The sequence below is a fragment of the Candidatus Methanomethylophilus sp. 1R26 genome (assembly GCF_001481295.1).
Classification (GTDB): Archaea; Thermoplasmatota; Thermoplasmata; order Methanomassiliicoccales; family Methanomethylophilaceae; genus Methanomethylophilus.
The window spans coordinates 1-20359 of sequence record NZ_LOPS01000017.1; the positions used below are offsets into that span (position 1 = coordinate 1).

The following is a 20359-nucleotide window of genomic DNA, read 5'->3' on the forward strand; positions in this document are numbered from 1 at the left end:
GGAGGATGCCGACCAGGTCGTCTTCAGGTACGCAGGCCCGGACGGAGGGCCCGCCCCGTACCCGTGGAACCCCAACGCTCGCCCTCGGGCCATCGCCGGGATATGCAATTCCCAGGGCAACGTCATGGGCATGATGCCCCACCCCGAGAGGGTCATGACCGCTTACAACAATGCGGATTGGACCGCGGGCATGCATCTGAGGACGGCGACGGGAAGGCCGTCTTCGAGTCTGTGATGGATTATCTCTCTAAGAGGTGAGGGAGCGGGCGGGTCCCGCCCCCATCTTCCCGCCGCAAACGCGGCGGGATCTTTTTTTCAAAGGACGATCTTAACTTCGACCTTGTCGCCGGTGCTCAGGCCTAGAGTGCGCCTGATGTGGTACTGGCAGATGATCTCGATGACGTCCGCATAGATCGTCCTCTCCGGGACGACGACGGCGCATTCGAGGTTCTTGATGCTCGCTTTGTAAGCGATGACGTTTCCGAAGGTCCTCCCGTCGTGGGTGAACCCTTTGATGAAGATCCCGGCGGTGGCGCGGATGACATCGAGCTTCCCGATGTCCTCCTTGTCGACGGCGACATTGAACGTGCCGTTGAACGGCTTGAAGCCGAGCTTGTCGACGAACTGGTCGACGTACCCCTTCTGGCCGATGTAATATCCTCCCTCGCCGAGCCCGTCCTTGACGGTGCCGTGTATGGTTATGTGGTCCGTAAGTTCGAAGATCCTCCTGTATTCATTATATTCCTGTTTAAGGGCCTCCGAACCGGACGGCGTGATCTTTATGCGCTGCTTCCTGGCCCCCAGGTCGCGCACGATGAGGCCTTGGTCGAGAAGTTCGAGGATGCGTTTGGATGCCGACTGCTGGCTCATTTCCAGGGCATCTCCGAGCTCCCTTGAGGAGACGGCGATGTAGTCATCGAGCCCTCCGAGAAGCGCGAGTTTCCGCAAAGCGAAGGTGTATTTCTCGTCCAAGGACATTGCCCGACGAATGTTGGTTCAATTGTTTAAAGATAACTAAATCTCCGAAGGAGAATGAACATAAAAGTACCGGCCCGAAGGCCGGTGTTGAAGTTTGGATCAGGCCTCGTGGGGCTCGGCAGTCCAGAGTTTGCCGTCCTTGCTGTAGGAGATCACGCAGATGAGCGCGATGCAGACGAACTCGACGCATCCGAACCAGAGCTCGAAGTACTGGGCGGCGGTGGCGCCGGCGATGACTCCGAGGGTCAGGAAGTTCATGAACATGAGGAGGTTCCAGTTCCACTGCCCGTGCATCCCGAACGCGCCTGCGAGGGCGAAGGACAGGCACATGACGAGCAGCATGAGGGCCGCGGTCCCGAGGGAGTCCATGCGCCGTCGCCTTCGAGGTCCAGATACAGTACGAGTCCGATGACGGCGATGATCCCGCCGATGATGCCGAGGGCCTGTCCGGCCTTGATGGTGCTGTTGAGTTTCATTCGACGGCCTCCTTGCCGATAGCGGAAACGGGGTTCTTAGGCTGGACGTTCACGCCGATCGTGTAAGAAGCGGCGATGAAGAGCCAGACGAGCCCGGCGACGATGCTGATGACCTCCCACTCCTCCTCCGCGAAACCGAACGCGCTGAAGAGGGAGACGCAGAAGAGGACCACTGCCGCACCGGCGACGATGACCTTCCCGTCGTACCAGGTCTGGGCGGCCCAGGACGCGGCGGCGAAAGCGAAGAGCGTCGCGGCGAGGACGGCGAAGAATTCGTGGATGTCCCCGCCCTCGTAGTCCGAGTCGTAGAATCCGACGAAGATAAGGCATATCCCGGCAAGCGCGAGGAGGATCCCCTCGGCCAGATATCCGGATTTTCTCTTGTCGTTCAGGGCCTCGCCGACTCCGAAGAAGGCGAGAAGGATGGCAGAAATGACGCATCCCCATTCAAAATAAGTCGCGGCGTCGGTATCGGATACCCCGAAGTCAGAGAGAGCGTTGGTCCCCCATTCCCAGGAGGAATCCGCGCCGTAACAGGCGAGCCACATAAAGCAGAAAGCGACTCCTGCGCAGATTCCGAACCATCCGAAAGCGGCGGCGTGCTTCTTTGCATCCGCATTCATGGGAGCCACGTATTCTATGTTATTTTATTAACCTTGCTCACACCCAACCGCCCCTAGACTCCGGAATTTCCCCGTGCCGGCCGTGCGCCTGACAGGGGCCGGGGCTTACCTTCCGCGGCCGATGCGAAGGAAAGTGCTATATCCGCTCCTTCCGTCCTCACGGGCGAGATACTCATGAACAACGTTTACTTCGTGGGAACCGCCGGGAGCGGGAAGAGCACCATGGTCGGGGCCTTCAAGAGGTGGCTGGACGACAACGAGATCGATTCCTGCACCGTCAACCTCGATCCCGGGGCCGAGAAGCTCCCCTATCAGCCGGACATAGACATCAGGGAGTGGATAAACCTCGACGAGGTGATGTCCCAGTACGGCCTCGGTCCCAACGGGGCGCAGATCGTGGCGGCCGACCTGATGGCGGTCAACATCAGCAAGGTCAGCGACGCCCTCGACTCCTACGACGTGGACTACGTCCTCATAGACACGCCCGGACAGCTGGAGCTCTTCGCCTTCAGGGAGAGCTCCAACATCGTCATCGACGCCCTCGGCAAGGACAGGTCCATCATCGCGTACCTCTCCGACCCGACCCTCTACAAATCCGCCAACGGCTTCGTCTCGGCCATGACCCTGGGCGCCCTGGTGCAGTTCAGGCTCGACATGCCGATGATCAACCTCCTCTCGAAGGTGGACACCCTCAGGGAGAAGGACTCCGACAGGATCATCGACTGGTACAACAACCCGGACACCCTGTACGGCGACCTGCTGGACGAGGACAAGGACCCCCAGTCCGTCATCGGTATGGAGCTCTTCCGCGCGCTAGAGGACACCGGCGTCTTCGGCGAGATGAGGGGAGTGTCCGCGGAGAAGGAGATCGGCCTGCAGGAGATATACGCGGCCGTCCAGCTCCAGTTCCACGGCGGGGACGACGCGGAGAAGGACGACTCGGACACCGAGTGAGCTCAGGCTCACATCGAGCCCGTCTGCTTCAGGTATGCCAGGGTGAGGTCGGCACGCTTGCCGTCAGCCCTGGCGATTCCGTCGTAGCCGGCATTGAACAGCTTCCTGCGGGCCGCCCTGAGCTCTTCTTTTCCGTTCGCGCCGTAGACGAAGTTCGCCACGTTTCTGCCCTCGACGAACGTGCCGCGGTAGGCTCGAACGCCGGGAAGTCGTAACGGGACATGGCCAGGGTCAGCACGGCGCGTATCTGGGACATGCGGGCCGGGAGGATCTTGCCGTTACCGCAGAGGGGCGCGCCCTCGGCCGGTTCGCGCGGGTATACCTGCATTCCGTCGCATCCCATCCCGTCGGTGGCGTAGAACAGGTCGACGATCTCCTTCGGGGTGTGCTCGGGCCCTATCGGGCCGGTCCCGGCCACCGTGCGCAGGCCCGCCGAGATGAGGGTCCTTATGGTGTCCAGGCGTTTCTCGGCCGAGACGCCGGTCTCCGTTCCCTCGCCCAGGCGGACCGAATGGTAGGCGCCGGTCACGCCGGCATCCTTCAGGGTGCCTGCTTCGGAGGCGTCGAGGTCGCGGGTGTCGACGTAGATCTCGGTCCCTTTGGGCGCGGAATCCGCCGCGATGCCGGCGAGCTCCGCCAGCCTGCCGATGTCCGCGTCCCCGATGGTGGACAGCCTGATCCTCCTCACGTCGGAGAACGCCCCGAGCTCCCGGCATCTGCGGGCGAGGTCATCCCCGTCTATGTCCCAGAAGAGCGAATCGGTGGTGCTTTCGGCCCACTTGCAGAACCTGCAGCCCACGGGGCAGGGTCCGGTGGAGACCGGGATCTCGGCCACCAACAGGCCGGTCGATTTGCATTCGGACCTGGTCAGCCTGTCCGCCAGGGAGACGGCCATGGCCGCCTCGGGAGACCTGTCCCTGAAGGTCAGGAGGTACTTGCATTCGTCAGGCTCCAGGCGTTCCTTGTAATAGCCTTTGGAGAGCAGGTCCGCCGCTCTGCTGTCGAACATGGGCGGCATTATCGAGAAGAACCGATAAAAGGTTTGAGGGATGTGCCAGGAGGGGAAGGCTCCCCTTCCGGCTCATCCGTAGAGGTACGCCGGAGGGGCCTTAACCTTGTTCCTGTCGGTGGCGATGACCTTGTCCCTGGCCTCGGCGAAGTCTCGGGGCTGACGGTGTCGCGGCCCGCTCTGATGGCCAGCATACCGGCCTCGGTGCAGATGCTCTTGATCTCCGCTCCGGAAGCGCCCTCGGTCGCCTCGGCGAGCTTCTTCGCGTCCACCTTCTTGGAGACGTTCATGTGCTTCAGGTGGATCTTGAAGATCTGCTCCCTGCCGTCGATGTCAGGCAGGCCGACCTCGATGATCCTGTCGAACCTCCCGGGCCTCAGCAGGGCGTCGTCGAGGATGTCGGGCCTGTTGGTGGCTCCGATGATCTTGACGTTGCCGGTGGGGGTGAACCCGTCGAGCTCGGCGAGGAGCTGCATGAGGGTCCTCTGGACCTCGCGGTCGCCGGAGGTGGCGACGTCGGCCCTCTTCGCGCCCACGGAATCAATCTCATCGATGAAGATGATCGAAGGCGCCTTCTCCTTGGCGAGCTCGAACAGCTCGCGGACGAGCCTCGCGCCCTCTCCGATGTACTTCTGCACGAGCTCCGAGCCGACCAGCCTGATGAAGGTGGCGTTGGTGGCGTTCGCGACGGCCTTGGCCATGAGGGTCTTCCCGGTGCCGGGCGGGCCGACCAGGAGAACTCCCTTCGGAGGCTCGATCCCGACCTTCTTGTAGAGCTCGGGGCGGAGCAGGGGGTCCTCGACGGCCTCGCGCAGCTCCCTCATCTGCTTGGACAGCCCGCCGACGTCCTTGTAGGTGATCGTCGGCTTCTCGAGGATCTCCCCGCCGGAGACGACGGGGTCGATGGCGCTGGGCAGCACCTGCATGACGGCGAGGGACTGCTTGTTGAGGGTGACCCTGGAGCCGGGGATGAGGTCCTTGCGGTCCACGTAGTCCGACACCCCCACAAGGAAGTCGGGGCCGCTGGAGCTCTTGACGACGACCTTCCCGTCGGGGAGGATGTCGCGGAGGCTGCCGATGACCAGCGGAGGGGTCTTGAGCCTCTCCAGCTCGCCCCTGACCCTTGCCATGTCCTTCTGCAGCCTGAAGAGCTCGCTCTCCGCCGCGCGCTTCGAGTTCTCAGCGTTCTGAAGGTCCTGCATGAGGCGCACGTTGCGCTCTTCGAGCGAAACAACCTTCGCTTTCAAATCGTCGGTCTCGTTTTCCTCGGGCATATCAAACACGAGGTGATGGCGTTCGCTTTTATTAAAGCCGAACTTACACGCAGGAAAGTACATCCGTCGGACCTCCGGCCTCTTCCTGCAGTCTGGCACAGTCGCGATGCCGGAAATGCAGTTTGCACTTCATAAAAACTTGTTCTAGGGATCCCGGCCCTGCGGAGCTCGATACGCTGATTAACTATATTTACGAGTGCAAACATGGAAGATGCATGATTTGCGAGATGTGCGGCAAGGACGTGCCCACCACCCGCCTCATGGTCGTGCAGGGAGCGAAGCTCAACCTGTGCCCGAACTGCATGAGGTTCGGCGACGATTACCACGCCCCCCGCGAGGAGGACGGCGGTCGCAGCTTCGAAAGCAACAGCGCGATCATCCAGCAGAGGCTGGAGAAGCGCCAGAGGCGCATGCAGACCAAGGACATCTATGCAGGCACCGCTTCCGTGGCCCTCATCGAGGACTACGGGAAGGCGATCAGGAAAGCCCGCGAGAAGAAGAACCTCGACATGGAGTCCTTCGCCAAGTCGATCAACGAGAAGAAGGGGATCCTCGAGAAGGTCGAGGCCCAGAACCTCGTCCCCGATGAGAAGCTCATCAAGAAGCTCGAGAAGGCCCTCGGCATCAAGCTCACCGAGATCGTCCAGGAGGGCGGCTCCGTGAACGCCAGGGGAGATGCCAAGGGCATGACCCTCGGGAACTTCATCATCAGGGAAGAGAAGGATAAAAAGAAGAACTGATCCAGGAAACCTTTTCCGCCGGGCCTTTCCGGCGGTTTTTATAATGCATCCTGAACAGGATGCCGGAGCAGGCGGCCGGGCCCGCATATCCATCCGTCCGGCCGCGCTCATTCAGCTGTCAGTGCACAGCGATCTTCTCGTAGATCTCGCCGGCGAGCGCTTTCACGTCCGCACCTGAGTCCCTCAGGACGAGCAGCGCCGCGACCGAGATGTCCGTGCTGAGTTTCCTTTTGATGCTGTTGCATTCCGAGATGAACTTCCCGCGGTTGTCCCATCCGTACTTTCCGGAGAGCGCGACGAGCTTCGGGAACATGTCCTCGGAATCGGCGGCCGGCGGCGTCTGGGTCTTCGCAATCTTCGCCGGCTGCTTTCCTGTGGCAGCTGCTTTCCTGAGAGCTTCGGAAGGGCGGTAGGCGATGGGGACCTGCAGGCCGGAGTAGTCCGCTCCCGGCCTTATGTACCCGCCGGCCTGCTTCATCGCGCCGGAGGAGATCATGGCCGCGATCAGGGCATCCGCTTCCTTCGCGGACATCCATTTGAGGTCCAGGGAGATGTACATCCTCATCTCCTTCGGGGTCATCGCGTCCTTGCCTTTGCTGCGGAAGAGCGCAGCGGCGCATATGCTCATCTCGTCTGACATCCGTGCCTCGTACTCTGTTCCCGTTTATAAGATGTGCGCGTTATACGCGCGCGTGCGTTATTTGATATTCCACTAACTGAAAGAAAGGTTTATAACGGACATGCGGCTAGAGGCGAATCGATTCAGTGTGGTGACCTTATGAAGTACACTAGGTTTGAGAAGGCTAGGATCATCGGAGCCCGCGCGCTTCAGATATCCTACGGCGCACCTGTCCTGGTCGACTATCCTTCGGATATGATCGACCCCATCGACATCGCCATGCTGGAATTCAAAGAAGACGTGATCCCGATCACGGTCGTTAAAAACTGAAAGGTGACAAACATGGCAGACAATGATGACGTGCAGGTTATTACCCAGGAGCTCCTCGTCCCCGAGGACATCTATCTGACCTCCGGAGTGCACATCGGTACCCAGTACAAGAGCGCCGACATGAAGCAGTTCATCTACAAGGTGAGGCAGGACGGACTCTACGTCCTCAACGTCACCAAGACCGACGAGAGGATCCGCGCCGCGGCCAAGTTCCTCTCCAGGTTCGACCCCTAGCGCATCCTCGTGGCCTCCGCCAGGCAGTACGGACAGCGCCCTGCCAGGGAGTTCTCCAAGGCCATCGGCGCCCCCGCGTTCGCCGGACGTTTCGTCCCCGGGACCATGACCAACCCCGCCAACCCCTCCTTCGTCGAGCCCGATGTGCTGGTCGTCACCGACCCCGCCGCCGACAAGCAGGCGCTCAACGAGGCCCTCAACCTCGGGATCCCGATCGTCGCCCTCTGCGATGCCAACAACGAGTCCCGCAACGTCGACCTCGTCATCCCCACCAACAACAAGGGAAGGCGCTCCCTGGCGTGCATCTACTGGCTCCTTGCCCGCGAGGTCCTCCTTGCCCGCGGAGACATCAAGGACGCCTCCGAGTTCACCCTGACCATCGACGACTTCGAGGCCAAGTACTGAGCCGGACCGGGGGCCCCGCGCCCCCGCCCTAAACCCTTTAGGTTCCTTCTTCTATTATCCTCATATGCGCAGTCCCGCAGTTGCTGGAAGTTTCTATCCCTCCGACCCCTCCGAGCTGAGGGCGTCCGTCGCCAGGTGCTTCAGGTCCGGCCCCGGCGAGCCCGGCGAATGCACTGGGAAGAGGTCGATATCGGCAGTCCTGGCCCCCCATGCCGGCTATGAATGCTCGGGCATGTGCGCGGCCCATGCCTTCAAGGCCCTGGCCGAGGACGGCCGGCCGGACGCGTACATCGTGATCGGCCCCGACCATTACGGCGTGCCCTATGAGAGCGTCATGTGCAGCGACGATTACCTCACCCCCATGGGCCGCGTCCCCGTCCATAAGGACATCGCGATGAGGCTGAGAGAACTCATCCCCCGACGACCCGAGGGCGCACCTCAGGGAGCACTCCGTAGAGGTGGAGATGCCGTTCATACAGTACATCGATTCCGGGGCGCAGGTGGTCCCTGTCATCATGAGCAGGCAGAACCCCGGCGCGGCCGAGCGCCTGGCACAGTCGATAAGAACGGCCTGTGCAGGGTACGACGTGGTCATCGTGGCCTCGAGCGACCTGGTCCATTACGTGCCCCATCCTACGCGGAGAGCGCCGATGCCGACTTCCTCAGGGCCGTCGCATCCGGGAACCCCGATGCGTCTTCGACATCGTCAGGAGGGAATCCCTCACCGTGTGCGGCTACGGCCCCATCGCCGTCGCCATGATGCTGTCCGCGCCCGGCAGGATAAGCATCCTCGACAGCACGGATTCGTCGGTGACCCTGGGCATGGGCGCCGGCAGCTGCGTGGGATACGGCTCCGCCGTCATGTACAAGCCCGGGCACTGATGCCCGGATCAGAATTTATCGGCCCGCACCCCGGACCGGGGTGCGGGCCCGGCGGTCTCCCGCCTAAAGCTCAGATGACCTTGACGTATCTGAGGTTGGGCTCGTAAGCGAGCCCTTTGTTGAGCAGGCCGTCGGTGATCTCCTCGAGCTCCATGCTGGAGATGCCTCCTGCTCCGCCCTGCGCTCGAGCTCGTCGCGGGCCGCGCCCTTGCCGTCGGTGTCGAGCTCTTTGATGAGCTTCAGGACGGCGGCCTCCTTGGCCTCCCTGTCCTCGGAAGAGGGGGAAGCGTCCGCGGCGGCCTTGGGGTCCCCGGGCTGGACGTCGATGTCGATCTCCTCGGGCCCCTCGGGCACGGAATCCTCCGGAAGACCCAGATCGATGTTGTCATCGGGGAGGATTGCCCTGAGGGCGTTCTGGATGCTGATCAGGTAGGTCCCGGCCTCGGGGGGCCCGTAGACCTCGATGGCCTGGCTGATGCCGGCCGCCTCGGTGTCGGAGAGGCCGGTCTTCTTCAGCCCCTCGGCGGACCTGTCCTCGGCCTTGAGCGCCTTCTGCATCTTGACCATCCTGTCCCAGGTGGAGCGGGCGGTGTCGAGGAGCCACTCGCTGCGGATGCTCTCGGTGATGGGCACCACCCTCTCAGGGCGGACGGACACGAAGGTCCTCTGGTCCTCGGTGGTGTACGATTTGACCTTCCCCATGACCGCGATGAGGCACGGAGCCTCGATCTTGGCCATGGCGGCCGCCGCGTCAGGCTGGAACCTCCCGATGTTGATGTACACGGTCCCGGACGCGACGTCCTGGATCCTGCCCCTCCACATGGGCTCGTCGTCGGTGCCGACGTTCTCCTTCTCGGTCAGGATGCCCGCGATGAGGACGCGGTTGATGCGCGCCCCCAGGCGGCTGAGCTGATAGGACGGCATCTTCTCGGCCTCGGCCTTGATCTCGTAGCTGGCACTGTTCAGTTCAGTGGAGAAAACCCTCCACGCGGTCTCTCTTGCGTTGGTCAAAGCGATCCCTCCACTTCCTCGTACAGCTTACGCGCTTCCGCCTTCACGTCCACCGGCGACAGCTGGGCGCTGTGGACGATGATCGACGGGCCGAAGTCGTCCGTCATGGCGTTCCCTTTGAGAGTGACCCTCTTGAGGACCAGCGCGGAGGCGATCCTGTCGGCGACCGCCCCGGGGTTGCCGGAGGACTCGGCCAGGGCCTCCGCCTCGTCGAGGGTCATGCCGGTGAGCTTCTCGGTGTCGGCGCGTCCGATGATGGCGCTGATGGCGCCGGTGCCGTCGTCGACGGTGGCCTTGATCCTCAGGTCCTTCACCGGGTTCTGGACGGGCCCGTGGACGGCGCACTCCCCGTTGCTGATGGCGCGCCTGCACTGCGGGCACCTGTCGATGAGCCCTGATCCGGACCTGATGTCCACGACCGTGCCCTTGATGACGATGTCCAGGCCTCCTCCGATGCGGACGATCTCGCCGACCGTCTTCTGGCTGTCCTCGGCCTTCACGCCGGGGATCTCCCCGGAGATCTCCTCGACCGTGGTCTTGTCGATGTTGAGCTGGGGTATGCCCTTCCAGGCCCTGATGTAGGCGTTGGCGATCTTGACGTTCTCGCCCTCGCGCAGCTTGAAATCGTTCCAGGCGGTGAAGGTGATCTTGCCGGTGTCGTCGGCGATGGTGCCGGACCAGACGGTCTTGGGCTCTCCCTTGATCGAGATCTCCCTGGTGGCGACGTCTATGATCTTGCCGGTGATGCAGACGTTCCCGCTCTTATCAGTTATCTCGGAAATCTTGACAGGCTTGGCCTGGGGCGAAACCGCCTCCGAGCTCTGGCTGATCGATCCGAACGATACGTCCGGCGCGGGGATGACCTTCCCGCGGTTGCCGATGTTGAGCTGGGGCGCGTCGCGGAACTTCTTCGTGTAGGCGTTCTTGAACGTGTACACAGAACCCTTCTCGTACTCCCCTTCGTCGCTCCAGATGGTGAACGGTATGGAGCCGGTATCGTCCGCGCATATCCCGGAAATGATGGTCTTGGGAACGCCTCTGGCGGTGATCTCCCTCTTCTCGACGAAGAGTATCTTCGCGGTGACGGTGACGTTCATCTCCGTCCCGGTGATCTCCCCGACCTTCTTGGTCACGCCCGACGACGAGACCTGCACGCCGTCCGACGGTTTCCTGCCGCCGAGCTTCTTCATGATGCCGCTTTTGGCGGTCTCAGGCTCTATATGGTACACATTGATGTACGTGTCCGCTTCCTTGCGGATGGTTTCCATGTCGACCTTTCCGCCGAGCGCGCCGAATATCTCCTCGGCGATCGGCCCTATGTCGATCTTCCCGGAATCCTCCATTCTATCTCCCTCTTGTTCATTTTCAGCGAGGTTTTTACATGCTTTTTGGGCAGGTTTCCGCTGTACTCGGAACATCGCCGGCTCACCTTTTAACTTATCTATTGCAACCAAGGGAACATGCCGGACCCCGGAATACGGCCCTCCGAAGGAGGGCCGGGCCCCATCCGCCCTGTCCAGCGGTCCGCCGCCCCTGCGGAGGTTGGCATATATTTAAAAAGTGAAACGAGATAGAACGGCATGGTTCCAAGAAAGAAGATCGACGAGATCCTCGACGGCTATGACCTCGGGAATCTGACCATAGCCACCCTTTGTTCCCACTCGTCGCTGCAGATCTTCCACGGAGCGAAGAAGTTCGGGTTCAAGACGATAGGGCTCGTCACCAGGGACAACGAGAAGATATACGACGCCTTCCCCCTCGCGAAGCCCGACAAATTCTACAAGTACCAGGATTACGACGAGATGATCGAGCGCAAGGACGAGCTGCTCGACGAAAACGTCGTCCTCATCCCCCACGGGTCGTTCGTGGAGTACATGGGCCACAAGGCGTTCGAGGAGTTCGAGGTCCCCTCGTACGGCAACCGCGCCGTTCTCGGATGGGAGTCCGACAGGGACAAGCAGAGGGAGTGGATCACCTCCGCCGGCGCGCCCATGCCCAAGCTCATCACCGACGCAGGGAGATCAAGGAGCCGGTGATGGTGAAGTATCACGGCGCCAAAGGCGGCCGCGGCTTCTTCATCGCCAAGGACTACCCCGACTTCAAGCAGGGGATCGACACCAGCCAGCCCTACACGATCCAGGAGTACTGCCTCGGAACCAGGTATTACCTCCACTTCTTCTACGACCCCCTCAAGACCGACGGGTACCGGATAAAGCAGGGCGGATCGCTGGAGCTCCTCTCCATGGACAGGAGGGACGAGTCCAACATCGATGAGATGTACAAGCTCGGCAGCATCGAGGACGCGAAGAAGCACGGGATCTACCCCAGCTTCGTCGTCACCGGCAACACCCCGGTCGTCATCAGGGAGTCCCTGCTGCCCAAGGCGTTCAAGATGGCCGAGGACATCGTCAACAGGTCCTACGAGCTGTTCGGCGGCATGTGGGGCCCGTTCTGCCTCGAGACCGTCGTCAACGACAAGCTGGAGTTCAGGATCTTCGAGATCTCCACCAGGATCGTCGCCGGCACCAACCCGTTCATCAACGGGTCCCCGTACGCCGAGATGATCTACCCCGGCCTCAGCACCGGCGGCAGGCTCGCCATGGAGATCAGGGACGCGAACGCGGCCGGGCACATCAAGGACATAATGTCCTGAAGGAGTCCCGCGGGCGCATCCGGCCCGGCCTCCGGGCAGTTCAATTGTCCAGTCCGGAGGCTTTCCGCCGTTCAATTGTACATTATCCGGTCCGGGAACCGCCGTGCCGCCGCATACGCGCCCGCGCGCATTCAGCAATGTATTTAACGGAAGTTCCTTATGGACGGCGAGAACAAGGGGTTCGCATCATGGTCAGCGTATCGGACAGGGTACAGAAGATCCCGGCCTCGGGCACAATCGCAATCGGAAACTTAGTCAGCGAGCTCAAGGCTCAGGGCATCGACATCGTCTCCTTCTCGATGGGGGAGCCGGACTTCACCACCCCTGCCAATATCGTGGACGCGGCCAAATCCGCCCTCGACAGCGGGTTCACCCACTACACCCCCAGCACCGGCATCCCCGAGCTGAAGGAGGCCATCGCCAAGACCGCACGTGCCAGGAACGGCATGAACGTCTCTTCCATGAACGTGCTCGTGACCCCCTGCAAGCATGCCATCTTCATGACCGCCCTCGCCTTCCTGAACCCCGGGGACGAGGTCATCCTCCCGGACCCCGGCTGGGTCACCTATGAGGCGGACATCAAGCTGTGCGGCGCCAAGCCCGTCTACGTCCCCCTGGAATACGACGACGCTTCATCCTCGACCCCCGCAGGGTGGAAGAGGCCGTCACGCCGAAGACCAAGATGATCATCCTCAACACCCCTGCCAACCCCACCGGGTGCGTCATGCCCGAGAAGCAGGTCAGGGAGATCGCCGAGATCGCCGAGAAGCACGACCTCATCGTGCTCGCCGACGAGATCTACGAGCAGATCATCTACTCCGGGAAGCATTTCTCCATCGCGTCCGTCCCCGGCATGCTCGACCGCACCGTCACGGTCTCCGGCCTCTCCAAGACCTATGCCATGACCGGATGGAGGGTGGGCTGGGCCGTCTCGAGCGTCAACAACATCACCGCCCTCAACAAGCTGCAGTCCCACTCCATCTCCTGCTGCGTCTCCTTCGCCCAGAAGGGCGCTGTCGAGGCCCTCGACGGCGACCAGTCGTCCATCAGGAAGATGACCGACGAGTTCAGGACCAGGCGCGACCTCGCGCTCGACCTCCTGGAGGAGGTCCCCCGCGTGGAGTGCCAGAAGCCGGAAGGAGCGTTCTATCTCTTCCCCCGCTACGATGCCGACATCCACTCCGTGGACCTCGCCAAGAAGATGCTCAAGGACGCCCATGTGGCGGTCACCCCCGGAGCGGCCTTCGGGCCCCACGGCGAAGGGTTCTTCAGAATCTCCTACGCCACCGGCGAGGACCAGATCCGCGAGGGCATCTCCCGCATGAAGAAGTTCATGTCCGAGCTCTGATCCCGGGAGGGCCGCCCCGGCCCCCGCGCCTTCCCTGCCGAGCGCCGCATCCGCGCATGCATCCTGTTTCCGCGTGCGCGCGCATAGTTAAAAATAAGGGTTGCCAATAACCGATTCATTCCGCCCCCAGGGGCGCTCAGGGATCCAAATGAGCAGGAAATTATTCACCGTCGGTCCGGTCACGTCCCGGACGACGTTCTCAAGGCAATGGACAGGCCGATGATCACCCACCGCTCCTCGGAGTACAAGCAGCTGCACGCCGACATCGAGGAGAAGCTCCACAAGGCCCTCGGGACCGACAACGACATCTTCATGGTCGCCGGGTCCGCGACCGTCCTCCTCGAAGGGGCGGCCAGGAACGGCATCAGGGAGCACTCCCTCGGGCTCACCTCCGGGTCCTTCGGCGACAGGTCCATCGAGGTCGCCACCACCAACGGCCGCAAGGTCGACGTGGTCAGGGTCCCCATGGGCAAGGCCGTCAAGCCCGCCGACATCGAAGGCAAGGTCGGCAAGGACATCGAGGCCGTCCACTGGGTGAGCAACGAGTCGTCCACCGGCGTCTACTGCGACAATGCCGCCCTGGCGGAAGAGGTCAGGTCCCAGAACCCCGACGCCTCGTGATGATCGACGCCGTTACCTCCATGTTCGCCATGGACCTGGACTGGAAGCGCACCCAGCCCGACTCCGTCGTCTTCGGCTCCCAGAAGGACCTCGCGCTCCCGCCCGGGCTGGCCTTCGTGGTCGTCTCCCCCGAGTTCATGAAGAAGTCCGAGTCCATGGAGAACAAGGGCTTCTACACCGACTTCGTGAAGCTCAAGGAGAAGAACGACGAGAACTACGCGCTCACCACCCCTCCTGTGTCCATCATGTTCGGCCTGGACTACCAGCTCGACAAGATGCTGAAGGAGGGCATGGCGGCCCGCTACCGGAGGCACCGCGAGATGGGCGACCTCCTGAGGGCATGGGCCAAGGAGAAACTGGAGGGCATCTTCCCCGAGGAAGGCTACCAGTCGGACTCCCTCGCCGTCATAAAGAAAGGGGACCTGGACTTCGATGCCTTCCACAAGGTCATCAAGTCCAGGGGATACGAGATCTCCAACGGATACGGGGATATCAAGAAGCAGACGTTCAGGGTCGGCACCATGGGGGACCTCACCCCCGCCGACATCAGGTCGCTCATCGGCGTGATGGACGAAGCTCTCGAGGAAGTGAAGCAGTAATGGCAAAGATTCTTGTTTCGGATAAGCTCAGCAAAGACGGCCTGGACATCCTCGAGGCGTCCGGGATGCCGGTGGTCATGAAGACCGGCATGACCGAGGACGAGCTCTGCAAGGAGATCGTCGACTACGATGCCCTCATCATCAGGTCGGGCACCAAGGTGACCAAGAAGGTCATCGACTCTGCCAGGAAGCTGAAGGTCATCGGCCGCGCCGGCGTGGGCGTCGACAACGTCGACGTCCCCTACGCGACCGAGAAGGGTATCCTCGTGATGAACACCCCCACCGCGAACATCCTCTCGGCGGCGGAGCACACCTGCGGCATGATCCTCGCCATGGCCAGGAACATCCCCGCGGCCCACATGTCCATGCACCAGGGGAAATGGGACAGGTCCAAATTCACCGGCGTCGAGCTGAACGGCAAGGTCCTCGGCATCATCGGCGTCGGCCGCGTCGGCGGAGAGGTCGCGAAGAGGCTGAAGCCCTTCAACATGACCATGATCGGCTACGACCCCTTCCTGCCCAAGGCGGTCGCGGACGAGATCGGCGTCAGGCTGACCACCCTCGAGGAGGTCCTCCAGAAGTCTGACTTCATGACCATCCACACCCCCCTGCTGCCCAGCACCAAGAACATGATCTCCACTGAGCAGTTCAAGATGATGAAGCCCAACGCGCGCCTCGCCAACGTGGCCCGCGGCGGCATCGTCGACGAGGAGGCGCTCTACAACGCTCTGAAGGAACACACCATCGCCGGCGCGGCCTTCGATGTCTGGTGCAGCGAGCCCCTCGACGAGTCCGAGAAGAAGCTCCTCGAGCTCGACAACCTGGTCACCACCCCCCACCTCGGAGCATCCACCGTCGAGGCGCAGGAGAGGGTCGCCGTCGACATCGCCCATGCGGCGGTCAAGTATCTCAAGGACGGGATCATCACCAACGCCATCAACGCGCCCCGCGGGAAGCTCACCCCCGAGACCGAGCCCTACGTCCCCCTGGCGGAGAACATGGGCTCCCTCATCAGGCAGCTCGGCGGCGACGCCCCCATCAGCTCGGTCGAGGTCTCCTATTACGGCGGCCTCGCCCAGACCGACAGCAAGCTCCTGACCGTCTCCGCGGTCAAGGGGATCATCAAAGGCATCGTGGGCGAGGACGGGGCCAACATCATCAACGCCCTCCCCGTGGCCAAGTCCAAGGGCATCGAGGTCAAGGAGACCAAGATCGACAAGTTCGAGAACTACGCCAACATGATCGAGGTCAAGACCGTCTCCGGAGGCAGGACGATCACCGTCCGCGGCACCGCCTTCGGGTCCGAGGCCAGGCTCGTCAACTACAACGGCTACAGGTTCAACGTGCCCCTGTCCGGCGACCTGGTGTTCGTGACCTACCCCGACGTCAAGGGCGTCGTCGGCAGGATCGGCGCCGCCGCGGCCGACGCCGGCATCGACATCAGGGAGATGGCCGTCTCCACCAAGGAGAACGACAGCACCGCCCTGACCGTCCTCGTCCTGGGCTCCGCCCCCGGGAAGGAGACCGTGGCCCGCATCGCGGCGGCCGCCGGCGGGGACGCCAAGTGCGCCGAGCTCTGATCCGATGATCGGAGAGAACGACCTGACCCTCGCCGTCAAGAACAGCATAGAAGGCGAGATGGGAATCAACGAGGAGGACGCCCGCAGGCTGGCGCAGCATGTGCTGAACTTCTTCGGGTACTCCGACAGGATCATCGACAACGTGCTCGAGCCTGAGGACCGCGACGCCTTCTACATGATGGAGGACTCGGGCATCCTCTACACCGAGAGGGAGGAGATCACCCTCTACGACGCCGCGAATGGAGGATCCACTACTGGCTCTTCAACCGCGACCGCATCATGAAGCTCAGGGACCTCGAGCCCGAGCAGCGGGCGGCCCCTGACGCCTCCCAGTCGGTCTACGCCGACATCCCGGACGACGTCTGGAACAGGAGCAGCGCCCAGTGAGCGGGCTTTTCCCCTACGCTCCGCGTCCCGGCCAGGCGGAGATCGTCCGCACCGTCAGGGACGCGGTCCGCGGCGGGAGGAGCCTGGTCATCGAATCGGGCACCGGAACCGGGAAGACGTCCGCGTCCCTGGCCGGCGCCCTCGAGGGGATATCCGGCACCGGGCGCCGGGTGATCTACCTCACCCGCACCAAGAGCCAGCAGCGCCAGGTCTCTGTGGAATGCCGCGCGATCGGCAGGAAGATCCCGATATTATCGGCGGCGATCCAGGGCAGGGGCCCGGCCACCTGCCCGTTCATGGCCTCCGACCGCGACCTGTCCGACGGTACGCCGGAGGAGCTCTCCAAACTGTGCTCTGCCCTCAAGAAAGGCGACGGGCCGGCCGGCAAGTGCCCGTTCTACGAAGCCCTCGGCAGCTCGGCCGTCGAGCGCTGCATAACATATGCCAGGTCCGCACATCCGGACCCGGAGGAGTTCAGGGATTTCTGCATCGCGTCGAGGATATGCCCCTACGAGGCGGCCAAGAAGGTCCTCCCGTACGCGGAGGTGGTATCGGCGCCGTACGCGTTCTTCTTCATTGCGCCCATCAGGAACCGGCTGCTGCAGTGGATGGGCATCTCCGAGAGGGACGCGGTGGTGATCGCGGACGAGGCGCACAACCTCCCCCAGTACCTCAGGGAGACGATGACCTACAGGATGACCTCCAAGTCCCTCAGCCTCGCGATGTCCGAGGCCGTGTCGAACGGGGACCCGCCGATACACGGGGACATAGCCTGCTCCGATCTGATACAGGCCCTGCAGGAGATCCTCTCGGACGCCTGCCGGGATTACCTGAAAGGCGAGAACGGCATCATCCCGCCCGAGTACCTGAGCGACGAGCTCATGATGCGCCTGGGTCTGTCATCGGCATCCATCTCATCGGCCGTGGGCCGCATGAAGGAGGCCGGGATGCTGATCGAGGACGCTAAGAAGGCCAGGAGGAAGCTCCCGCGCTCCCGGCTTTCCCATCTTGCGGACTTCCTGACCTGCTGGGCGTCCTGCGACGGCTGGAGCCATGCCTTCCTGGTGTCCGGCGGAGATAACCCCGCTTTCGAGGCTTACTGCCTGGATCCGCACGAGGCCGCCGAGCCCCTCAGCACCTGCTTCTCTAGCATCAGCATGTCCGGCACGCTGTCCCCCCTGAACGATTACTCGGCGGAGATGGGGCTTTACAATCCGGAGACGGCTGTGTTCCCCTCGCCCTTCCCCTCCGGGAACCTGAGGACGCTTTACGTTAACGATGTCTCGACGAAGTACGACGAGCTGGGGGACGCCGGGAACTATGAGAGGCTCCGGAAGCATATCATCGATATAGTTACGGCCACAGAGCGTTCGTCGGCGGTGTTCTTCCCTTCCTATTCCCTGATGGAGAGGTTCACTGACGACGGCCTTGCCGATGAGCTCGGCAGGCCGGTGTACTACGAGAGCAGGGGCATGACCCAGTCAGAGTTAATGGACCAGGTCACCGATTTCCGCTGCAGGCCAGGGGGAACGCTGTTCGCGGTCACCGGCGGGAGGGTGAGCGAGGGGCTGGATTTCCCGGGCAGGGAGCTGGAGGTGGCAGTGATAGTAGGCATCCCGTATCCTCGGCCGTCCGCCAAGCAGGATGCCCTTGTGAGGTACTGTGCCAGACGTTACGGCGACGGCTGGAGGTCGGCGGTCAGGATCCCCGCTGTGAGGAAGATGAGGCAGGCCGTCGGCCGCCTCATAAGGTCGGAGACGGACAGAGGAGTGGCGGTCGTCCTCGATCGGAGGGCGGGCACGCTGGAAGGCTTTAATGCCGAGCTCACAGACGATCCGGTCAGGGACATACTGGCATTCTTCGGCGGCGGGGAGAAGCACTGAGCCTCAGGCATGCCGGTCCGGGACTGATTCTTTATTAATGACATCCGACATGCAGAATGCCATGGAAATCGCCGTGGATGATGACGTCAGGAAGATGGTGGAGGAGTCCGGAGAGGATTACCGCATCTGCACCGCCTGCCTGGGCCCGGCCCTGGTCCCGGTATCGGTCAAATCCCCCAAAGCCTCCGATGAGGTCATCCCCCTCGGCAACGGGCGCAAGATCTTCGTTTCCCGCGTGCAGGCCCGCTATGTCACGAGGATAACGATGGACATGCTCTATGACGAGGAGGAGATCGACTCCTGCCCTGCGTTCTACGCATACTCGGAGAAGAAGCACTCGCAGGAATGAGCCGGCCGGGGACGGCATCGGAATATGCCGTCCTGCGATCAGGATAATCTCCCGATCCCGGCGGCGCTGGCGTCAGCCAGGCCCTCTATGTCGCAGGCCTCGGAGTACCTGTCGGTCAGGGCGATATCGGCCTCGGTGACGACCTTCTTCGGGAGCGCCGTGCATCCGATGGCCGGGAGGTTGGAGAGATCGTAGGTGCCGATGGCCTTAGCGATCTGCATTATCTCCTCTTTGTCGTAGCCGATGAGGGGCCTGAGGATGACCGTGTTGATGCCGCGGACCTCCGAATTGATGTTCAGCAGGGTCTGGGAGGCGACCTGTCCGAGCGAATCGCCCATGACGATCGCTCCTGCGTCTATCTCCTTCAAACGCGCTCCGCCGTAAGGAGCATGGCGTGTTTGCAGAGGACGCACTGGTACAGAGTGTCGGCCTTCTCCGCGATGGCCTTCTGGGTGGGGCCGTGGGGGGCGCTGTAGAGGGGCATCTCCTGCCCGGTCTCTTCCCTCAGGCGCGCGGCGATGCGCATCGCCCGGTCGATCGACCTGTCGTCCGCGTACGGGCGGTTGTCCATATGGAGGAGCGCCACCTCGCGCCCGCATGCGCCATGACGTACGCTGCCACGGGGGAGTCTATGCCTCCCGAGATGAGGACCAGGACCTTCAAGTGTTCACCCTTCCGAACTCGACCCCGCCCTCGTAGTCGTCCGGCTGGTATTCCTCGTCCTCGTTGAGCAGGGCATAGAGGGACTTCACGAACTCGCGGAGCTGCCTGACCTCTGCCTTCAGGTCCCTGACCTGCAGGCGGAGGTTCTCGATCTCAGCATCGTTGCGGGTCATATCTTCACGTCGCCGTAGTCGTCGGCCAGCTTCCTGGGCTGGCTGGTCTTGCATTTGGGGCAGCTCAGGGTGCCCGGGCCGGTGCGCCTGAGCTCGGTCTTGCAGATCCCGCACTGGGCGCGGACCACTCCGAGGTGGGCGTCCTTGGTGGTGAGCTGCAGCGACGGCTTGACGCCGATGACCCTCGCCCTCACGAGGTCCCCTTTCCTGAACTCTCCGGAGACGCTGTCGGTGTAGTCGGGGGAGATCTTGGAGACGTGGATGGTGGCCACCGTGCTGCTGGCTATCGCGCGGCAGGTCCCCTCGCGGATGAGGGCGGTGGCGGTCGCCATGGTCTTCCTCGTGTCATCTATGGTGGCGTACACAATGTCGCCCTCCTTCAGGATGTTCGGCGGGTTGGGCGATACCACCTTCGCCGTGCAGTCGTTATCGTCCAGCACCAGGGTCCCTACCTGGGACGCGTAGATCTTCCCGTTCCTGGCATATGTTCCGTCGGAGGCGACGTACTCCTCCTCCGCGGCGATCTCGTCGCCGGGGAGCACATATCTTTCGGCCATTTGATTCACCA

Annotated in this window: 25 protein-coding genes and 4 pseudogenes; 17 read left to right on the top strand and 12 right to left on the bottom strand. The window is 62.5% G+C overall.

The genetic code is table 11. The annotated features are described in order from the left end of the window. The coding region (locus AUQ37_RS03445; RefSeq protein ID WP_235584883.1) for a phosphoribosylformylglycinamidine synthase subunit PurQ at positions 1 to 235 on the top strand (235 nt) is incomplete at its 5' end. Positions 236 to 315: 80 nt separating this feature from the next. Here AUQ37_RS03445 and AUQ37_RS03450 read toward each other — a convergent pair. The 3 genes from AUQ37_RS03450 to AUQ37_RS03460 all read right to left on the bottom strand — a co-directional run bounded on the left by AUQ37_RS03450 (position 316) and on the right by AUQ37_RS03460 (position 2077). After that, on the bottom strand, positions 316 to 978 hold the full coding sequence (locus AUQ37_RS03450; protein ID WP_235584884.1) for a DUF120 domain-containing protein: 663 nt from the start codon (positions 976 to 978) through the stop codon (positions 316 to 318). A gap of 99 nt (positions 979 to 1077) precedes the next feature. Continuing rightward, on the bottom strand, positions 1078 to 1347 hold the full coding sequence (locus AUQ37_RS03455) for a hypothetical protein (protein ID WP_058747419.1): 270 nt from the start codon (positions 1345 to 1347) through the stop codon (positions 1078 to 1080). A gap of 103 nt (positions 1348 to 1450) precedes the next feature. Continuing rightward, positions 1451 to 2077, bottom strand: a complete 627-nt coding sequence (locus AUQ37_RS03460) for a DUF998 domain-containing protein (protein ID WP_058747420.1) — start codon at positions 2075 to 2077, stop codon at positions 1451 to 1453. Positions 2078 to 2251: 174 nt separating this feature from the next. Here AUQ37_RS03460 and AUQ37_RS03465 point away from each other — a divergent pair, with 174 nt between their 5' ends. Beyond that, positions 2252 to 3031 carry an ATP/GTP-binding protein gene (locus AUQ37_RS03465; RefSeq protein ID WP_058747421.1) on the top strand — a complete coding sequence of 260 codons (780 nt, stop codon included), beginning with the start codon at positions 2252 to 2254 and terminating at the stop codon, positions 3029 to 3031. Positions 3032 to 3059: 28 nt separating this feature from the next. Here AUQ37_RS03465 and AUQ37_RS03470 read toward each other — a convergent pair whose 3' ends face one another. Beyond that, complete coding sequence (locus tag AUQ37_RS03470) at positions 3060 to 4040, bottom strand: radical SAM protein (protein ID WP_058747422.1); 981 nt, start codon at positions 4038 to 4040, stop codon at positions 3060 to 3062. Positions 4041 to 4048: 8 nt separating this feature from the next. Continuing rightward, positions 4049 to 5314, bottom strand: coding sequence for a proteasome-activating nucleotidase (locus AUQ37_RS03475; RefSeq protein WP_102134593.1), 1266 nt, complete (start codon positions 5312 to 5314; stop codon positions 4049 to 4051). 215 nt (positions 5315 to 5529) lie between these two features. Here AUQ37_RS03475 and AUQ37_RS03480 point away from each other — a divergent pair, with 215 nt between their 5' ends. After that, complete coding sequence (locus AUQ37_RS03480; protein WP_235584885.1) at positions 5530 to 6054, top strand: multiprotein bridging factor aMBF1; 525 nt, start codon at positions 5530 to 5532, stop codon at positions 6052 to 6054. Positions 6055 to 6172: 118 nt separating this feature from the next. Here the strand turns inward: AUQ37_RS03480 and AUQ37_RS03485 are convergent, their stop codons facing one another. Then, entirely contained in the window at positions 6173 to 6694 is a 522-nt protein-coding gene (locus tag AUQ37_RS03485) for a DUF2240 family protein (RefSeq protein WP_058747424.1), read from the bottom strand. A gap of 138 nt (positions 6695 to 6832) precedes the next feature. Here AUQ37_RS03485 and AUQ37_RS03490 point away from each other — a divergent pair, with 138 nt between their 5' ends. The 5 genes and pseudogenes from AUQ37_RS03490 to AUQ37_RS10785 all read left to right on the top strand — a co-directional run bounded on the left by AUQ37_RS03490 (position 6833) and on the right by AUQ37_RS10785 (position 8524). Next, positions 6833 to 7003 (top strand): DNA-directed RNA polymerase subunit K, encoded by a 171-nt coding sequence (locus tag AUQ37_RS03490; protein ID WP_058747425.1) that lies wholly within the window; start codon positions 6833 to 6835, stop codon positions 7001 to 7003. 12 nt (positions 7004 to 7015) lie between these two features. Further along, positions 7016 to 7642 (top strand): annotated as a pseudogene (gene rpsB / locus AUQ37_RS13490) (30S ribosomal protein S2). A 64-nt stretch (positions 7643 to 7706) separates the two neighbouring features. After that, positions 7707 to 7991 (top strand): annotated as a pseudogene (gene amrB / locus AUQ37_RS13495) (AmmeMemoRadiSam system protein B); the annotation flags it as partial. Positions 7992 to 8106: 115 nt separating this feature from the next. Beyond that, a pseudogene (locus AUQ37_RS13500) lies at positions 8107 to 8223 on the top strand (AmmeMemoRadiSam system protein B); the annotation flags it as partial. 145 nt (positions 8224 to 8368) lie between these two features. Continuing rightward, the gene (locus tag AUQ37_RS10785) at positions 8369 to 8524 is read left to right on the top strand and encodes a hypothetical protein (protein WP_201013705.1); all 156 of its coding nucleotides are present in this window, start codon (positions 8369 to 8371) and stop codon (positions 8522 to 8524) included. 63 nt (positions 8525 to 8587) lie between these two features. Here the strand turns inward: AUQ37_RS10785 and AUQ37_RS03505 are convergent, their stop codons facing one another. Both AUQ37_RS03505 and AUQ37_RS03510 read right to left on the bottom strand, forming a co-directional pair. After that, complete coding sequence (locus tag AUQ37_RS03505) at positions 8588 to 9535, bottom strand: RPA family protein (protein WP_201013706.1); 948 nt, start codon at positions 9533 to 9535, stop codon at positions 8588 to 8590. Continuing rightward, complete coding sequence (locus AUQ37_RS03510) at positions 9532 to 10878, bottom strand: hypothetical protein (protein ID WP_058747427.1); 1347 nt, start codon at positions 10876 to 10878, stop codon at positions 9532 to 9534. Before AUQ37_RS03510 ends, AUQ37_RS03505 begins: the two co-directional genes overlap by 4 nt. Positions 10879 to 11115: 237 nt before the next feature. Here AUQ37_RS03510 and AUQ37_RS13505 point away from each other — a divergent pair. From AUQ37_RS13505 to AUQ37_RS03545, 9 genes and pseudogenes are all read left to right on the top strand, one after another. Beyond that, positions 11116 to 12188: pseudogene (locus AUQ37_RS13505) on the top strand (formate--phosphoribosylaminoimidazolecarboxamide ligase). Between the two features lie 188 nt (positions 12189 to 12376). Beyond that, the gene (locus AUQ37_RS12890; protein ID WP_255354876.1) at positions 12377 to 12874 is read left to right on the top strand and encodes an aminotransferase class I/II-fold pyridoxal phosphate-dependent enzyme; all 498 of its coding nucleotides are present in this window, start codon (positions 12377 to 12379) and stop codon (positions 12872 to 12874) included. Continuing rightward, positions 12841 to 13536 (top strand): aminotransferase class I/II-fold pyridoxal phosphate-dependent enzyme, encoded by a 696-nt coding sequence (locus tag AUQ37_RS03520; RefSeq protein WP_255354877.1) that lies wholly within the window; start codon positions 12841 to 12843, stop codon positions 13534 to 13536. The genes AUQ37_RS12890 and AUQ37_RS03520 overlap by 34 nt, the downstream gene beginning before the upstream one ends. A gap of 207 nt (positions 13537 to 13743) precedes the next feature. Next, positions 13744 to 14157 carry a hypothetical protein gene (locus AUQ37_RS12130; RefSeq protein ID WP_235584890.1) on the top strand — a complete coding sequence of 138 codons (414 nt, stop codon included), beginning with the start codon at positions 13744 to 13746 and terminating at the stop codon, positions 14155 to 14157. After that, the gene (locus AUQ37_RS12135) at positions 14157 to 14756 is read left to right on the top strand and encodes an aminotransferase class V-fold PLP-dependent enzyme (RefSeq protein WP_235584891.1); all 600 of its coding nucleotides are present in this window, start codon (positions 14157 to 14159) and stop codon (positions 14754 to 14756) included. Before AUQ37_RS12130 ends, AUQ37_RS12135 begins: the two co-directional genes overlap by 1 nt. After that, on the top strand, positions 14756 to 16336 hold the full coding sequence (gene serA, locus AUQ37_RS03530; RefSeq protein WP_058747428.1) for a phosphoglycerate dehydrogenase: 1581 nt from the start codon (positions 14756 to 14758) through the stop codon (positions 16334 to 16336). The genes AUQ37_RS12135 and serA overlap by 1 nt, the downstream gene beginning before the upstream one ends. A gap of 4 nt (positions 16337 to 16340) precedes the next feature. Then, complete coding sequence (locus tag AUQ37_RS03535; RefSeq protein WP_235584892.1) at positions 16341 to 16619, top strand: DUF6015 family protein; 279 nt, start codon at positions 16341 to 16343, stop codon at positions 16617 to 16619. A gap of 100 nt (positions 16620 to 16719) precedes the next feature. Beyond that, complete coding sequence (locus AUQ37_RS03540) at positions 16720 to 18606, top strand: ATP-dependent DNA helicase (RefSeq protein WP_058747429.1); 1887 nt, start codon at positions 16720 to 16722, stop codon at positions 18604 to 18606. Positions 18607 to 18667: 61 nt separating this feature from the next. Then, positions 18668 to 18955 (top strand): hypothetical protein, encoded by a 288-nt coding sequence (locus AUQ37_RS03545; protein ID WP_058747507.1) that lies wholly within the window; start codon positions 18668 to 18670, stop codon positions 18953 to 18955. A 38-nt stretch (positions 18956 to 18993) separates the two neighbouring features. Here AUQ37_RS03545 and AUQ37_RS12895 read toward each other — a convergent pair whose 3' ends face one another. From AUQ37_RS12895 to AUQ37_RS03555, 4 genes are all read right to left on the bottom strand, one after another. Then, positions 18994 to 19323, bottom strand: a complete 330-nt coding sequence (locus AUQ37_RS12895) for a hypothetical protein (RefSeq protein WP_102134594.1) — start codon at positions 19321 to 19323, stop codon at positions 18994 to 18996. A gap of 136 nt (positions 19324 to 19459) precedes the next feature. Continuing rightward, entirely contained in the window at positions 19460 to 19561 is a 102-nt protein-coding gene (locus AUQ37_RS13510) for a hypothetical protein (protein ID WP_394325619.1), read from the bottom strand. Between the two features lie 53 nt (positions 19562 to 19614). Then, entirely contained in the window at positions 19615 to 19791 is a 177-nt protein-coding gene (locus AUQ37_RS10795; RefSeq protein WP_201013709.1) for a hypothetical protein, read from the bottom strand. Beyond that, on the bottom strand, positions 19788 to 20348 hold the full coding sequence (locus tag AUQ37_RS03555) for an exosome complex RNA-binding protein Csl4 (RefSeq protein WP_058747430.1): 561 nt from the start codon (positions 20346 to 20348) through the stop codon (positions 19788 to 19790). The genes AUQ37_RS10795 and AUQ37_RS03555 overlap by 4 nt, the downstream gene beginning before the upstream one ends. Positions 20349 to 20359: the final 11 nt, after the last annotated feature.